The organism is Aeromonas sp. QDB62 (assembly GCF_027705695.1).
In the GTDB taxonomy this organism is placed as follows: Bacteria; Pseudomonadota; Gammaproteobacteria; order Enterobacterales; family Aeromonadaceae; genus Aeromonas; species Aeromonas allosaccharophila.
Window position 1 is genome coordinate 13,734 of record NZ_JAPDCD010000048.1, and the last position, 15,228, is coordinate 28,961.

12 protein-coding genes, 1 tRNA gene and 1 pseudogene are annotated in these 15,228 nt (G+C 62.4%); all 14 read right to left on the minus strand.

The window, feature by feature from the left end:
* Nucleotides 1-64: 64 nt before the first annotated feature.
* A complete protein-coding gene (gene hypE / locus OKC27_RS19385; RefSeq protein WP_182939586.1) occupies nt 65-1,069 on the minus strand; it encodes a hydrogenase expression/formation protein HypE in 1,005 nt (334 codons plus the stop codon).
* A complete protein-coding gene (gene hypD / locus OKC27_RS19390; RefSeq protein ID WP_182939587.1) occupies nt 1,066-2,178 on the minus strand; it encodes a hydrogenase formation protein HypD in 1,113 nt (370 codons plus the stop codon). Before hypD ends, hypE begins: the two co-directional genes overlap by 4 nt.
* Nucleotides 2,172-2,423 carry a HypC/HybG/HupF family hydrogenase formation chaperone gene (locus OKC27_RS19395; RefSeq protein WP_040065728.1) on the minus strand — a complete coding sequence of 84 codons (252 nt, stop codon included), beginning with the start codon at nt 2,421-2,423 and terminating at the stop codon, nt 2,172-2,174. Before OKC27_RS19395 ends, hypD begins: the two co-directional genes overlap by 7 nt.
* A 5-nt stretch (nt 2,424-2,428) precedes the next feature.
* Nucleotides 2,429-4,867 carry a carbamoyltransferase HypF gene (gene hypF, locus OKC27_RS19400; protein ID WP_182939588.1) on the minus strand — a complete coding sequence of 813 codons (2,439 nt, stop codon included), beginning with the start codon at nt 4,865-4,867 and terminating at the stop codon, nt 2,429-2,431.
* Nucleotides 4,864-6,747, minus strand: coding sequence for a selenocysteine-specific translation elongation factor (gene selB / locus OKC27_RS19405; RefSeq protein WP_270694059.1), 1,884 nt, complete (start codon nt 6,745-6,747; stop codon nt 4,864-4,866). The genes hypF and selB overlap by 4 nt, the downstream gene beginning before the upstream one ends.
* Nucleotides 6,748-6,751: 4 nt before the next feature.
* The gene (selA, locus tag OKC27_RS19410) at nt 6,752-8,230 is read right to left on the minus strand and encodes an L-seryl-tRNA(Sec) selenium transferase (RefSeq protein ID WP_182939590.1); all 1,479 of its coding nucleotides are present in this window, start codon (nt 8,228-8,230) and stop codon (nt 6,752-6,754) included.
* 315 nt (nt 8,231-8,545) lie between these two features.
* Nucleotides 8,546-8,637: transfer RNA gene (locus tag OKC27_RS19415), tRNA-Sec, on the minus strand.
* 213 nt (nt 8,638-8,850) lie between these two features.
* Complete coding sequence (hycI, locus tag OKC27_RS19420) at nt 8,851-9,342, minus strand: hydrogenase maturation peptidase HycI (RefSeq protein ID WP_064336151.1); 492 nt, start codon at nt 9,340-9,342, stop codon at nt 8,851-8,853.
* Nucleotides 9,342-9,755 (minus strand): formate hydrogenlyase maturation HycH family protein, encoded by a 414-nt coding sequence (locus OKC27_RS19425; RefSeq protein WP_182939591.1) that lies wholly within the window; start codon nt 9,753-9,755, stop codon nt 9,342-9,344. Before OKC27_RS19425 ends, hycI begins: the two co-directional genes overlap by 1 nt.
* On the minus strand, nt 9,748-10,563 hold the full coding sequence (locus OKC27_RS19430) for an NADH-quinone oxidoreductase subunit B family protein (RefSeq protein ID WP_005301886.1): 816 nt from the start codon (nt 10,561-10,563) through the stop codon (nt 9,748-9,750). The genes OKC27_RS19425 and OKC27_RS19430 overlap by 8 nt, the downstream gene beginning before the upstream one ends.
* Entirely contained in the window at nt 10,563-11,141 is a 579-nt protein-coding gene (locus tag OKC27_RS19435; RefSeq protein WP_017778903.1) for a formate hydrogenlyase complex iron-sulfur subunit, read from the minus strand. Before OKC27_RS19435 ends, OKC27_RS19430 begins: the two co-directional genes overlap by 1 nt.
* A 9-nt stretch (nt 11,142-11,150) precedes the next feature.
* The gene (locus tag OKC27_RS19440; protein ID WP_167565728.1) at nt 11,151-12,869 is read right to left on the minus strand and encodes a hydrogenase large subunit; all 1,719 of its coding nucleotides are present in this window, start codon (nt 12,867-12,869) and stop codon (nt 11,151-11,153) included.
* 80 nt (nt 12,870-12,949) lie between these two features.
* A complete protein-coding gene (locus OKC27_RS19445) occupies nt 12,950-13,903 on the minus strand; it encodes a respiratory chain complex I subunit 1 family protein (protein WP_182939592.1) in 954 nt (317 codons plus the stop codon).
* Nucleotide 13,904: 1 nt separating this feature from the next.
* Nucleotides 13,905-15,158 (minus strand): annotated as a pseudogene (locus OKC27_RS19450) (proton-conducting transporter transmembrane domain-containing protein); the annotation flags it as partial.
* Between the last annotated feature and the right edge of the window lie 70 nt (nt 15,159-15,228).

Sequence of the window (15,228 nt, forward strand, 5' to 3'; positions counted from 1 at the left end):
TGGCTCCTTAACCGTTATGGGGAGGAGTGACTCCCCCCTGTAATTGACGGAACGGCATGGCCGCTCAACAGATCCGCGGCAGCAGCTCCCCCTGCGGCAGCTCCAGATAGCGGCGGCTGCCCCAGGGGTTATTGAGGATCACCTTGTGGCGATCGCTCGCCTGCACCACGCCGATCTGGCTTGCCGCGAGGTTGAATTGCCGCAAGATGCCCAGCGCGTCCTGTGCCTGTTCGGCAGGCAGGGCCAGCACCATGGTCCCCTCGTTGGCGAGATCATGGGGCTCGAAGCCATAGAGCTCGCACAGGCCACGCACCGGATCGCAGACCGGAATGGCGGACTCCTCCAGCTCGATGGCAACGCCGGAGGCGCTGCTCCATTCGTTGAGCACGGCGGCAAGGCCACCGCGGGTGGCATCGCGCAGGGCGTGAGGGGTAATGCCAGCCTGCAGCAGCGCTTCGACCTGCGGCCAGAGGGTGGTGCAGTCGCTCTTGAGATCGGATCCCAGTTGCAGGGCGTCACGGGCCATCAGGATGCAGGCGCCGTGGCTGCCGATATCCCGCGACACCAGAATGGCGTCACCGGCCTTGAGGTTGCGTACCGAGATGCCCCGGCTCTGTTCGGGCAGAGGGAAGGTGCCGACCCCGCTGGTGTTGATAAAGATCTTGTCGGCTGCCCCCTTGGGCACCACCTTGGTGTCGCCGCAGACGATGCGGGCGCCGCTTTTGGCAAGCTCTGCTGCCATCGACTCGACGATGCGGGCGAGATCGGCGTAGGGGAAGCCCTCCTCGATGATAAAACTGCAGCTCAAATACTCGGGTTTGGCCCCCATCATGGCGAGATCATTGACCGTACCGGCGATGGCCAGCTTGCCGATATCGCCCCCCTCGAAGAAGAGCGGCGAGACGGTAAAGCTGTCGGTGGTAAAGGCGACGGGGCCGCTTACCGGCAGCAGGGCGGCATCTTCACCGCGCAGCAGGATCTCGTTGCCAAAGTGGCGAAAGAAGAGCTGGTTGATCAGCTGGTTCATTTCTACACCGCCGCCGCCGTGGCTTAACTGAATTTCTCTCATTGGATCCCCATATATCGGTAGTAGGCATTGCAGGCCCCTTCGGAGCTGACCATGCAGCTGCCCATGGGCTGGGTCGGGGTGCAGCCCCGGCCAAAGACTTTACACTGGTTCGGTTTGGCCAGGCCGCGCAGGATATCGGCGCACTGGCACGCCTTGTGGTCATCGATGGGAGTCTGATTGAGTTGAAAGTGGCGCTCCGCATCGCGTTTGGCAAAGGCATCGCGCAGGCGCAGGGCGGAGGCGTTGATATCCCCCAGACCTCGCCAGCGAAAGTGCTCACGGGTCTCGAAAAAGCGCTCGACCATCCGCTGGGCGGCTTTATTGCCGCTGGCGGTGACGGCGCGGCTGTACTGCACCTCCAGCGCGTAGCGACCCTCCACCTTCTGGCGCACCATCATCAAGAGCGCCTCCATCACATCCACCGGTTCGAAGCCACTCACCACCACCGGTACCTGATAACGATCGACGATGGGCAGGTAGATATCGGCGCCGGTGATGACGCTGACGTGGGAGGGGCCGATAAAGGCGTTCACCTTGGCAACGCCGTCGGCCATCACCGCATGAATGGCAGGGGGCACCAGCACATGGTTGATATGAAACAGCAGGTTCAGGGCCCCTTGCTCTTCAGCGGCAGCCAGCAAGGCGGCGGTCATGGGGGTGGAGGTCTCGAAACCGATGGCGAAGAAGACCACGGTTTTCTCAGGGTTCTCACGGGCGATACGCAGGGCATCGAGGGGGTCATAGACCGGGCGGATATCGCTCCCCTTGGCCCGTTGCTGGGCAAGCGTGCCCTTGGAGCCCGGCACCCGGATCATGTCTCCCAGGGTAACCAGAATGACGCTGGGCTGGCTAGCCAGCTCGATGGCCTGATCGATGCGCTCTTTGGGCATGATGCAGACCGGGCAGCCGGGACCGTGGACAAACTCGATGCTGGCCGGTAGCAGCTGGTGCAGGCCGTACTTCATGATGGTGTGGGTATGGCCGCCGCACACTTCCATCACCCGCAGCGGTTCGGGCAGATCGTTGGCCAGTTCGGTGATCTGGGCGGCGAGGGCGCGGATCACCTCGGGCTGGCGAAAGCCCTGAAAGAGATCATTGAGGGTCAGCATGGCAAAATATCCTGTTTGGGCATCAGGGCCACCATCTGGCGGAAGCTCTCGAGGCTGGCTTGCGCCTCCTCTTCGTCAATCTTGCTCATCACAAAACCGATATGGAGCAGCACATAGTCGCCCACCTGGAGGGGCTCCTCGAGCAGCATGCAGCTGACGCGCCGCTGCACCCCCAGGGTGTCGACGGTGACGCAGTTATCTTCGGGGTGCAGCTGCACCACCTGAGAGGGGATGGATAGACACATTGATTTCAGGACTCCGACAAGGTGGCACAGCCGGCTGTGGTTGGGCGGTGCGTGGCAATATGGTGGATGGCAAACCAGAGCTGACCGGCGGCGATGCCACCGTCATTGAGTGGCAGGGTTTCGCTGGTCAATACCTGCCGGCCGGCCGCTTCGAGAGCGGGTACCAGCTGGTCTATCAGCACCCGGTTTTGAAAGACGCCGCCCCCGAGTACCACCGGATAGCCGGGGAAGCGCTCGGCAAGGGCGATGACCAGAGCGCTGATGGCGCGGATAAAACCGGCGGCCAGGATGGCGGTGGAGGTGCCTTTTCTCTGCTCGCTGACAAGGGTATGGATCAGCTCGGCCCACTCGATCTGCAGTGGCCCTTCCGTTGATTGGCTGAGATCAAAGGCGAGGGGGAAGGGCGCTTCATCGGGGGTTAGCTGCAAGGCGGCTGCCTCCAGCAGGAGTCCGGCCTCGCCTTCGTAATCGGGGGTGTCGATCACCCCCAAGAGCGCCGCCACCGCATCGAACAGCCGACCGATGGAGCTGGTGTAGGGGGCGTTGCGACCGAGATGCCAGAGCTGGTGCAGATTGCTGATCCGCTCAGGGGTCAACGTGTTGATCAACGGAATATCGAGGGCGCTGATCTGCTCAGGACTGTGCGATTCAAACAGCAGCCCCAGCAGCTGGCGCATTGGCTCGCGAATGGCCGCCTCGCCGCCGATCAGCTTGAAGGGTTTGAGGTGGGCAACGCGCTCAAAGCCCTGAATGTCTGCGATCAGCAGCTCGCCACCCCAGAGGGTGCCGTCATCGCCAAGGCCGGTGCCATCAAAGGCAAAACCCAGCACAGGGCCCGTGATGTCGTGCTCGGCCATCACAGCCAGCAGGTGGGCGTGATGGTGCTGCACCTCGATATGGGTGGCGCTGTGCTCGCGGCAATAGCCCTTGGCCCACAGATGGCTGAGGTAGCCCGGGTGGCAGTCCGAGACCAGCAATTCGGGTTTGAGATCGTAAAGATCGCGAAAGGTGGCGAGAGTCTGCTCGAAGTGACCCTGCATCGGCAAACTGTGCAGATCGCCGATATAGGGGCTGTAAATGCGCTGGCGACCGAAAGCCAGCGCCAGCTGGTTCTTCTGCTGCGCCCCGACTGCCAATAGTGGCACCCTGACCGCCTCTCTCAGGCTGGGAGTGCAGGGGGCATAGCCCCGGGCGAGGCGCAAAGTCTGGCGCCGCCCGCCCGCCCACTGCACCAGACTGTCGTCGCATGGGTGCAGGATGGGGCGGTTGTGATCCAGGATGCCGTCAATCTCGCTGCCGAGTTCCCTGACCACCGCCTCGCACTCGATAAGGATCGGGCTGCCGCGACCATTGGCGCTGGTGGCCACCAGCGGCATGGCGCAGGCATCCAGCAGCAGCTGGTGCAGCGGGGTATAGGGGAGCATGACGCCGAGGTAGGGGATGCCGGGGGCGATCCCCTCGGCCAGCGGCGCGGCTGACTGTCGGGATTCTGAGAGCCGATCATCGTTTTTTCGCTTGCGCAGCAAGGTGATGGGTCTGGCCTGAGAGGCGAGCAGCTGCCACTCTTCTTCGCTGCCGGTGACATGCAATTTGGCCTCGGCAAGGGAGCCCATCATCACCGCCAGCGGCTTGCGCGCGCGCCGCTTGAGCGTTCGCAATCTGGCGACACTCTGTTCATTGCGGGCATCGCATATCAGGTGATAGCCCCCCATCCCCTTGAGCGCAATCAGCGCGCCCGCTTGCAGAGCGCGGGCGGCAGCCTGCAGGGCATCCCCACGCTCGGCCAGCGCATCGCCGAGGCCGCTGCGCCAGGTCAGATGCGGCCCACACTCGGGGCAGCTCACCGGCTGGGCGTGGTAGCGTCTGTCCAGCGGGTTTTCATAGGCTGCCGCGCAGCGCGGGCACATGGCAAAGTCCGCCATGGCGGTATGGGGGCGATCGTAGGGGAGGCGGCGGATGATGGTGTAGCGCGGGCCGCAGTGGGTGCAGTTGGTAAAGGGGTAGTGGTGGTGGCGATCCGCAGGGTTGGCCACATCGTTGGCGCACGCCTCGCACATTCCCTGATCCGGCGAGATGGCCACCGTAGCGGCGCTCTGCTGCTGGCTGGCTTTAATTCGAAACTGGCCATGAAATTGGCCATCAAAGTCGGGATCATGAGCGAGGGGCAGTTCCCGCTCGCTGAAATGATCGATGCGGCTAAGCGGCGGTGCCAGCTCCCGCAGTTCGCGGGCAAAGCTGGCCAGCTGCTCGGCGGAGCCCTCGGCGCCGATGGTGACGCCATTGGCATCGTTCAACACATAGCCGGCAAGGCCGTGGCGCAACGCCAGCCCATAGACGAAGGGGCGAAAGCCGACCCCCTGCACGATACCGTCGATATGAAATTCGCGGCGCAGTCGGGTGGCCACAGGATTGGAAGAGCCAGAGGGGGCTATGGTGGCGCTCATGCCGGCTCCATCTCATCTTGAGGGGCTGGCAAACGCAGTACCCGGCGCTCGTTCTCCTCGCGCCGTACCCAGCCATCCATCTCCATGCGCAGGCAGAACGGAATGGCGTATTTGCGTGACAAACCGGTGATCTCCTTGAGGGATGCCATGTCGATCAGATCTCCCACCTGCTGGCCCGCCAGCACGGCGGCGACCATCTGGTTGTACAGGGCGGCGTCGTAGTAGATGGGGCCATCGAGCTGCACCAGATACTTGAGTCGCGCCAGGTTGCGCAGCTGCTTTTGCAACGCGCCTTTTTGCAGCAAGCCCTGCTGCAGGGCTGCGGGCAGCTTGCGGGTGATAAAGGGATCCAGCTCCACGCCGCCGGGGCCCAGTTTACCGGGCTCGTACCCCTCCTTGCCTTGATCTCGCACCACCTTGAGCACCAGCTGTGCCTCTTCCCCCAAATCATCTTCCGACTCGCCGTTGCCCGGCTGCCACTTGTCATGGTGCAGGCGAACAAGCTGCTCGCTTTTGAGCTGCTGGAGCAGGGCCTGAATGACCGGCAGGGCGATGCCAAAGCGGGTCGCGAGCTCGGCGGCGCTGAGCGGTTCGCTGGCCAGCGTAGCGAGCAGGTGAGCGCGGCTTTGGGCCAGCCAGTGGTTGTCCAGCAGCCAGTCAGCGAGGGGGGTGACCTGTTCGGGCCGCTGGTGAAAGCGGCTGGCCAGCACATAGCCGTTGAGCCCCAGTTGCAGGGCGGCCGGGTTGTAGTGTTCCAGCAGATCCGGCAGCTCGCCCAGCAGGGCGTGCAGCGCCTTGCGTCTGGCGGGGTGGATGTCGCCGCACCAGACGATGCGGGCGCCGTGCAGCAGTTCGCTGCTGCCGTGGCGAATGATGGCGAGCGGCTGGCCGAAAAAGCAGGGGATGGGGCTGGTAAAGATCAACCGCGCCAGCCGGGTATCCTTGATGGGCACGAAACGGGCCCGGCCATGCCAGCTGCCGAGGGCGATTTCAACCTCGCGGTTGCGCTGTTCCCGGATGCTGCCGCCGACCTCATTTAGCCGCACGATAAGGTGGGTGGCCGCCTCGCACTGACCGGCAGTGCTGGTAAGGCAGTGACCGCGGGCCACCTCCTTGTGAGGCACTTTTTTCAGGCCCACCGCCACCCGGCAGACGGCGCCAATCTCGTCGACGCTCTGGTGATAGGCCTGCAGGGAGCGCACCTGCACCTCCCGATCGGCGGGGTAGAGGCGCAGCTTGTCCCCCACCTTGAGGCGGCCCTGTTGCAAGGTGCCGGTGAGCACTGTGCCGGTGCCATTGGCGGTAAAGACACGGTCTACATACAGTCGCGGGGCGCTCTGCTCGCGGGCAGCTTGTGAGGCTGGCAGATCGGCAAGTTGGCGCACGATGGCGGTGTGCAGGGCAGCCATATTGGCGCCGGTTTTGGCGCTGACGCTGACGATATCGGGCACCATGCTGCTCTCGTCCATCACCCGTTCCAGCAGGCTCTCTTCAAGCAGTAAAAGCTCGTCGGGGGAGACCAGATCACACTTGTTGATGCAGACCAAGAGGCGCGGCACCCCCATCGCCTTGAGCAGGCGCAGGTGATCGCCGGTCATCGGCATCCACCCCTCGTCGGCGGCGATGACCAGCAGCACCAGATCCAGACTCCAGAGCCCCGCCACCATATTGCGGATATAGCGCTCGTGGCCGGGCACGTCGATGACGCCTATGGTGTTGCCCTGACCGTCGTCGAAGTGGGCAAAGCCGAGATCCTGAGTCATGCCGATGGCCTGCTCATGGGCGCGGGCCGTGGTGATGCCGGTGAGGGCCTTGATCAACAGGGTTTTGCCGTGATCTACGTGGCCAGCAAGGCCGATAACGGTGCGATAGGAAGTCATGGGATCAGGGCTCCTCGGTCGCATTTGTTGCATTGAACGGGGCGGGGAGCAGCAACTCCCTGAGTTGGGCGATCAGCAGTTCCATCTCGGTCGGCAGCAGGGTGGCCATATTGAGCAGCACCTTCTGCTGGCGCACGGTGGCAATGACCGGCACCGGCAGTTCCCGCAGGGCATCGAGCAACTGCTGGGCCGGGCGCGGGTCGGTGCATTCGAGCGCAGGGGCCGGGTAGAACTCATCCGGCAAGGTGCCGCCGCCCACCACCAGCTGGGCGGGAACGGGCACAAAGCAGCCGGGCAGGGCGGCCATCAGCCGGGAGGCTCGCGCCTGCATGGCGGCCGGGTTGCTCAAGGTGCGCTGGGCGATGCCCTCGCCGATGGGGGATTTGTTGAGCTTGTGGATGAGCAGGCGTTCCAGCAGGGAGTAGACGATGCGGCTCGGGCGGAAGGTGCGCATCATGGGGTGTTTTTCCAGCCGCTTGATAAGGTCGCTACGGCCGCTGATGATGCCCGCTTGCGGGCCACCCAAGAGCTTGTCACCTGAGTAGCAGACCAGATCCGCCCCCGCCTTGATGTACTGGCGCACCGAGGTTTCGTCCGGCGCAAAATCTTCGCTGGTCAAGCCAGAGCCCTGATCCACCGCCAGCACCACCTGCTCGGGCAGGGCGCGGGCCACCTCGCCGATATCGGGGGATTCGGTAAAGCCGCGAATGGCGAAATTGGATCTGTGCACCATCAGCACCAGCGCGGTCTGATCGGTGATGGCATCGAGGTAATCTTTGGCAGTGGTGATATTGGTGGTGCCCACCTCCACCAGTTTGGCGCCGGAGAGGGCCAGAATGTCGGGGATGCGAAAGCCGCCGCCAATCTGGATCTGCTCGCCACGCGAGACGATCACCTCGCGCCCCTTGGCCACCTCCTGCAGCAGCAAAAAGAGCGAGGCGGCGTTGTTGTTGACCACCAGCGAATCCTCGGCCTGGGTGAGGCAACGGAGCAGGGGGGCGATCAGCCCCTTGCGCCCGCCGCGCTTGCCGGTGGCGAGATCCAGCTCCAGATTGTTGTAGCCGGTGTTGAGGTCACGCACCTCGTCCCACAGATCGGCACTTAACGGCGAACGCCCCAGATTGGTATGCACCAGGGTGCCGGTGGCGTTGATCACCCGGGTTTGACGCTGGCGCAACTGCTGTTGGCAGCGTTTGGCAATCAGCGCCTCGATCTGCTCGGGGGCGACGCCATGCAGGCGAAAATCTTCGCTCTGGCGCAGCTCGCTCAGGGTGTCGCGCACCGCCTGAGTCACCAGCGGGCGGCTCAGCGCCTCGATAAAACCGGCGAGAAAGGGTTGCTGCAGCAGCTGTTCCACTTGTGGCAAACGGCGTGTTTGTTGCTGGTTGGGCTGTTGCTGTGAATCTGGCAGAGAATCGTCGGCAGCCGTACCTGATGCGGGCTGGCGGTGGGGGATGGCTGGCGCGTGAGACGAGTTCGGCATGGGATTACCAGTGCAATGCGTGGGTTCGGGATGCGCACCGGTTTGCCGATAGAGAGGCCGAGCTGACGGGTTATGGCACTGCTGGCGATTTGCGGATGAGTGCAAACTGGGTGCATCAATGAGCGGGTATAAATTAATGCATTCATCAATACTGATAAATTAATTTTTGGCCAGCGAGATAACCTGAGTTCGGATTATATTGGCAAGCGGCAAGCACCTTTTTTAAGGTATTACTTCAAACATATTGAACAAACAATGGAAATAACATTCAGGCCGAAAAATTCAGCGAGAGAGTATTTGTTCAATAGATAAATTTGGCGGAAGAGGCAGGAATCGAACCTGCCAAAGCCTTCTCGGCTCACATCGGTTTTGAAGACCGAGGAGGCCACCAGACCCCATCAACTTCCGTAACGGTCGCCATTTTGTGGCAAATTTCTGTGACTGGCAACGCTTTTTTTGTCATAAAAAAGCGAGAGTTAGCGATTTTTTGAAAAAATCAAAGAACCTTGTTTTATATCAAGTTCAGCACAATTAGCCCGATGTTTTTAATTTAACATCGGGCCTCGATCACATTGCCTGAACCGTTGGTCAATAACGGTCGTTAACAACTCAATAAATAATCACCGGTTGGCGTTGGCAATATTCCACTGATCCAGTTTATCTATTAACAGACCGGTATCCCTGGCGGCATCAAGATGCTGATAAAGATAATCCATCGCCTCGCTCACCATCTCGGTCATCGGGAAGGAGAACGCCACGATGGCCGGTTGTACCCCGACAAAGATCACCTCGGGGACAAAGGTCTTGAGTTCGTCGATCAAAAAGTTGAGCGGCATGTTGTGGGTCGAGAAGATAAACATCTCGGCGATGGTCTCGGGGGGGATCACCTGCAGGGTGCCCGCCTTCTCGCCGATCTCGGCGGCATCCACCAGCACCACCCGCTCCGGTTGCAGCTCCCGCACCTTGTAGACCACATTTTCCGGCGCGATGCCGCCGTCGATATGGATCCAGCCGGGCAGGGGGGCGGCTTGCAGTTTGTCGGCAAGATAGGGGCCGGCACCGTCGTCCCCCATCATGGCATTGCCCACGGTCAACACGAGATTGCAGCCCATCAGCGGCTCCTTACCATCAGGTACATATGGGGGTCGTTAAAGAGGGCGGTGAGCTGATCCATAAAGGTGTTGGTCCAGCCCAGCTCCTGCTCATCGAGTAGATTGTCGGTTTTGCGCAGCCGGTCGAAGGCGCAGGCCAGCATATGGCAGTGCTCGCGATAGATGGTGATCTCGCCAAAGGTGAGAAACCCCTCCATCTTGCGGCGCGCTTCACTCTCTGCGGGCAGCTTGGCTACCCAGTCGCGATAACCGGTCAGCGAGCAGACCAGGTCTGCTCGCAGGCAATCGACAATGCCGAGGTGGTGGCCGATGGCGAGGCTGTAGTACATCACCTCCTTGGCCTCTTCCGGCACGTCGAACTGCTCGTCGACGAACTTGCGCGACAGGCGATAGAAGAAAACCTCGTCAGCCATGCACCGCCTCTCCCTTGCCGGCCGCCCGGTTGAGGCAGGCGTTTGCGAGGTTGTTGACGATCTCCGCCAGACGCGGATCGTCGTGCTGATCGAGGTAGCTCTGGATGCGCAGATCCACATCCTGCTGGGTCGCCCCTTCGAGCAGGGCCATGAATTCGTCGGCGATGATCCGCCCCTGACGGTAACCGGCCATGCGGCGCGCTTCGCGCTCGATCATTACCCGGATTTCGTTGGGGATGCCGGTGTGGCGCAGTTCGACCCGCTCACCCGGTTGCACCTCGTGGCTGGTGGCTTTGAGTTTTTGCTCAAGCAGACCGAGCGCCACGGCGAAGCCGTAGATGGTGGCTGCCGGAGTGGGGGGGCAGCCGGGGATATAGACATCCACCGGTACGATTTTGTCGGTGCCGCCCCAGACGCAGTAGAGGTCGTGGAAGATGCCGCCGTCACAGCCGCAGGCGCCGTAGGCGATGCAGATCTTGGGATCGGGTGCCGCCTCGTAGGCGCGCAGGGCCGGTACCCGCATCGCCCGGGTCACCGCGCCGGTAAAGAGCAGGATGTCGGCGTGGCGGGGGGAGGCAACCACCTTGATGCCGAAACGCTCGGCATCAAACAGCGGGGTGATGGTGGCGAAGATCTCGATCTCGCAGGCGTTGCAGCCGCCGCAATCGACCCGGTAGACATAGGCTGAACGGCGAATGTCCTTGAGCAGGGTCTTCTTGAGTTTGGTGATCTCGGGATCCTGTGCCAGCGGCACGGCACGGGTATGGGCATGGCCGACAACCGGTTCTATGCCTTTGATCTTGCTCATCACATCCACTCCTTTTGTGCGGCCATCGGTGTGGCTATCGGTGTGATCAGGGCCGAGTCAGGCTGGCTCAGCATGCTCTGTTTTCGTTTGCAATCGGGGCAGTGGTGCAGCCGCTCTGGCGGCGCTAGCGGCTTGGCATCGCGAGCCAGCGGCGTGCCCGCCTGCTTGAGGGTGTCCTCCACCAGCGCCACCAGCTTGCTCGGGGCAAAGTAGGTGCCGCACAGGGTGCAGGGGGCCAGCGCGAAGCGGGCCTCCTCATAGAGATCCGCCTTGTTGGTTACCGCCAGTTCGAACTCGGGGGAGAGGGCAATGGCGCGGGTCGGGCAGACCTCTTCGCAGCGGCCGCAGAAGATGCAGCGCGCCATGGAGATCTCCCAGCGCCGTTCGCCGGTCTCCATGTCCACTTCCATCACCAGCGCGTTGGCCGGGCAGGCCTTGGTGCAGGCGGCGCAGGCGATGCACTGATCCGCCTGATATTTCGGTTTGCCGCGAAAATCCCGGTTCACATCAATAGGAGCGAAGGGGTACTTGGCGGTCGGGGTGCCAGCCTTGAGGATGGTCTTGAACAGCTTGATCATGATGACCCCTTATTTCAGCGGAGAGTTTTTGCGATCGATGCCGTAGCGCTCGATCTCCTTGTAGGAGACCACGGTGGATTTGCCCTTCTTGGGGTCGACTAGGGTGACCCGGTCGGTACAGGAGTAGCAGGGATCCAGACTGCCGATGATGAGCGGCGCATCCGCCACGGTATTGCCGCGCAGCATGTAGCGCAGAGCGGGCCAGTTGGCGTAGGTGGCGGCGCGGCAGCGCCAGCGGAACAGCTTCTGGTTATCCCCGGTCATGCTCCAGTGGACGTTCTCGCCGCGGGGCGCTTCGGTAAAGCCCAGCGCAAACTTGCCCGGCTGGTAGGTGAACCCTTCGGTGAGCAGTGGCCCTTCCGGCAGGTGCTCAAGACCAAACTCAATCATGTCGAGGGAGTCGTAGAGCTCGTGGATCCGCACCAGCACCCGGGATTGCACGTCGCAACCCGCCTTGGTCTGGATCTCCATCGGCAACTCACGGTAACCGGCAAAGTCGTGGACCCGGCGCACGTCGCGCTTGAAGCCGCTCGCCCGCACCATAGGGCCGACGCAGCTGAAATCGCGGGCAATCTGCGGCTCGAGCTTGCCGATACCGATGAGGCGGGAAGAGATGTTGGCGGTATCCAGCAGCATGGCCACCAGGGGTTTGAGCTCATCACGGAGCTCCCGCACCAGCTGGGCACCCTTGATGCGATCCTCCTTGAAGATGTCGCGGCGTACCCCGCCAATCAGGTTGAGGCCGTAGGTCTTGCGGGCACCGGTGAGCAGCTCGGCCAGGGTCATGGATTTCTCTCGCACCCGGAAGAACTGCATAAAGCCGGTGTCGAAACCGGTGAAGTGGCTCGACAAGCCGATGTTGAGGATATGGCTGTGCAGGCGCTCCACCTCCAGCAGCACGGCGCGGATCATCTTGGCCCGCTCCGGTACCGGAATACCCATGGCGTTCTCTACCGAGGTGGTGTAGGCGACGCTGTGGGTAAAACCGCAGATGCCGCAGACCCGGTCGGTCAGGAAGGCCACTTCGTTGTAGCCCATGCGGGTTTCCGCCAGTTTTTCCATGCCGCGATGGACATAGAAGAGGCGGTAGTCGGCATCGATGATGTCTTCGCCATCGACGAACAGACGAAAGTGGCCCGGTTCATCGGAGGTGATGTGCAGCGGGCCGACCGGCACGATACGGTTGGCATCACTGCCGAGCTCATTGACGAAGGGGTAGGTCTCGGTGTCGGTGGTGGGCATCGGGCGCTGGCGATAATCCATGGCGTCCTTGCGCAGCGGGTGGATATCCTCCGGCCAGTCATCCGGCAGTACCAGACGGCGTTCGTCCGGCAGGCCGATGGCGCGCAGGCCGTACATGTCACGGATCTCCCGCTCGCCCCACACCGCCGCCGGAATGGTCGGGGTGATGGAGGGGTACTCCTGGGTATCGGCATCCACCAGCACCTTGACGGTGAGCCAGCACTTGGTGTCGCCCTCCATGGAGAAGACGTGGTAGACGGCGAAGTGGCCGTTGAGGCTGCGCTCGTCATTGGCAAAGGAGAGCGGAAGCCAGCCCCCCAGCTGATGGAAAATCAGACTGGCCGTCTCGACCAGGCTGGTGGGTTTGACGGTGATGGTGGCCTGATCGGCAGTTTGCCACTCCTCGTCGACGATGGCGTGGGGCAGTTGGGCTCGCACCTGCTGGATGTAGTCGCAGCCGATGCGATCCGAAATGGCGATGGTCATGCAGTTCTCACTTTAATGTTCGGGAATGAGCATTCGGAAAAGGTGAAATCGGAAAAAGTCGCTGTGCTGGCGGGCATGGCTCAGATCCCGACCAGATAGGCGAGCAGCGCCAGCAGGGCCAGCCCCAAGCCATAGCGGGTGAGCTTGTGGGTGCGCACGAACTGGGTACGGGCCATGGCGTTTTCGATGATGCCGGCCAGCAAAAAGGCCACCAGCAGCTTGCAGGCGAGGATCAGTGCTGCGCCGATGAGCGCAGGCAGACTCCAGTTGGCCGCCTTGCCGAAGGGCAGGAAAATCACCAGAAAGAGTTGCACCACTACCAGCTGCTTGAGGCCGATGGAGAGCTTGAGCAGGGCCAGGCCCGCCCCGGAGTACTCGGTGAGCGGCCCCTCCTGCAACTCCTGCTCGGCCTCGGCGCAGTCAAAGGGCAGCTTGCCCATCTCGACAAACACCGCGAAGGCGCAGGCGGCGCCCGCCAAGAGGGTAGCGATGGGCGCGGCCAGCGGCTGGGTCGCCACATAGCGGCTGATATTGCCCAGATCCGAGCTGCCCACCATCATCGCCATGATGAAGCAGGCGAGCACCAGAATGGGCTCCACCAGAATGCCGAGAGTCAGCTCGCGGCGGGCACCGATCCCTGCAAACATGCTGCCGCTGTCGAGACCCGCCAGCGAAAAGAAGAAGCGGAAGATGGCGAACAGATAGATGTCGGTGATGAGATCCCCGGCGATGGGGAAGGGGGATTCCTGGGTCAGGGTCGGCAGCGCCATTCCTACCAGCAACAGGGCGGCGATCAGCAGCGCAGGCATCAGGTTGAAGATGATGCCGGCAGGCTCGGGGGTCACCTCTTGGCGGCGCAGGAGCTTGGCGATATCACGGTAATCCTGCAGCAGGCCCGGCCCCTGACGGGAGTGCATCTTGGCTCGTAGCACCCGGTTGAAACCGGTGGCGAGCGGGGCCAGCGCCAGCATGGCGATGGCCTGGGTCAGGGCGAGGGCAACCATGCCCCAGCTCGGCATTTCAAGAACAGGCATATCAGACTCCTACAGCCATCAGGATAAAGAGCGCCAGTACTACACCGTGCAGCAGCCAGCCGGTCGTTCCGCTGGTATCGCTCACCCCGTGCAGGGCGCTGGCCAGATCGAGCTGCGGCTGCTTGCGATAGAGCGGCGCGCAGAGTTGGCGCAAGGTGTGGGTGACACCGCCGGAGGTGAGGCTCATGCGCTCCTCATAGGCGTAACCACAGGCCCACGGGGTGCCGGCGTGACGACGACCGAGCTTGGGCCCCTTGAAGATGGCCAGTACCAGCAACGGGATAAGGAACAGACCCAGCAAGGTGATGGCAATAACGGGCGGGGAGAGGATCGCCTGACTGCTATCCAGCGGCAGCAGGGTGGCGCCAGTGGCCACGTTCATTTGGCTGCTTACCAAGGCTTGGCCGTAGCTGGCGATATGGGGGGCAATCCAGGGGGCACCCAGACCCAGCACCAGACAGACCGCGGCCAGCAGCAGGGTGCCTGCCACCATAGCGCCCGGCACTTCGCGGGCGTGGCTCGCCTTCTCGCTGCGCGGTGCACCGCAGAAGCAGATGCCATACACCTTGACGAAGCACATCACCGCCATGGCGCCGGTTACTGCCAGCATCACTACCGCGAGCGGCGCGACGACGGAGGTGCCGAGTTTGGTCATGGACAGCAGCGCCTGATAGATAAACCACTCGCTGACAAAGCCGTTGAGCGGCGGCAGCGCCGAGATGGCCATGGCACCGATCAGGAACGCCAGCGCGGTCCAGGGCATCAGCTTGGCGAGGCCACCCATCTTGTCCATGTCGCGGGTGTGCAGGCGGAACATCACGGAGCCGGTGCCCATAAACAGCAGGCTCTTGAAGATGGCGTGGTTGAGCAGGTGATAAAGCGCGCCGAGCAGCCCCAGTTTCACCATGACGCCGGACATCAGCGCCGAGATATGGGACGGCGCAACGGGCTCGGCCACCGGCAGCCAGCCGTGCAGCGGTACGAAACCGGCACGCAGGCCAAAGCCGCAGAAGCTGAGCAGGAACACCAGGGATGCCAGGGCGCCCGTCAGATGGTGCTCGCGCAGCGCGGCGAACTCCAGCGAACCGCTGTCGCGGCAGAGCAGCCAGAAGGCGACCAGTACCAGCGCCATGCCGATATGGTTCATCACCAAGTAGAGACGGCTCTGTTTGGCTGCTTCCGGGTTGGTTTTGACCAGCCAGTAGGTAGTGAGGGTCACCAGCTCGTAGCAGAGCAGAAAGCCCAGTGCCTGACTCTTATACACAAGTGGCATCTTGAACGGAACCTTTCCCGTTTTCCAGGATCTGATCTTCCATGTGACTCCC

Excerpts from the sequence above, each read along its gene's own strand:
- hypF (WP_182939588.1), bottom strand. The coding sequence starts at position 4,867 with ATGAGCGCCACCATAGCCCCCTCTGGCTCTTCCAATCCTGTGGCCACC.
- OKC27_RS19440 (WP_167565728.1), bottom strand. The coding sequence starts at position 12,869 with ATGACCATCGCCATTTCGGATCGCATCGGCTGCGACTACATCCAGCAG.
- OKC27_RS19425 (WP_182939591.1), bottom strand. The coding sequence starts at position 9,755 with ATGGCTGACGAGGTTTTCTTCTATCGCCTGTCGCGCAAGTTCGTCGAC.
- selA (WP_182939590.1), bottom strand. The coding sequence starts at position 8,230 with ATGCCGAACTCGTCTCACGCGCCAGCCATCCCCCACCGCCAGCCCGCA.
- OKC27_RS19430 (WP_005301886.1), bottom strand. The coding sequence starts at position 10,563 with ATGAGCAAGATCAAAGGCATAGAACCGGTTGTCGGCCATGCCCATACC.
- OKC27_RS19435 (WP_017778903.1), bottom strand. The coding sequence starts at position 11,141 with ATGATCAAGCTGTTCAAGACCATCCTCAAGGCTGGCACCCCGACCGCC.
- hypD (WP_182939587.1), bottom strand. The coding sequence starts at position 2,178 with ATGCTGACCCTCAATGATCTCTTTCAGGGCTTTCGCCAGCCCGAGGTG.
- OKC27_RS19445 (WP_182939592.1), bottom strand. The coding sequence starts at position 13,903 with ATGCCTGTTCTTGAAATGCCGAGCTGGGGCATGGTTGCCCTCGCCCTG.
- OKC27_RS19395 (WP_040065728.1), bottom strand. The coding sequence starts at position 2,423 with ATGTGTCTATCCATCCCCTCTCAGGTGGTGCAGCTGCACCCCGAAGAT.
- hycI (WP_064336151.1), bottom strand. The coding sequence starts at position 9,342 with ATGGGCTGCAATCTCGTGTTGACCGTGGGCAATGCCATGATGGGGGAC.
- hypE (WP_182939586.1), bottom strand. The coding sequence starts at position 1,069 with ATGAGAGAAATTCAGTTAAGCCACGGCGGCGGCGGTGTAGAAATGAAC.
- selB (WP_270694059.1), bottom strand. The coding sequence starts at position 6,747 with ATGACTTCCTATCGCACCGTTATCGGCCTTGCTGGCCACGTAGATCAC.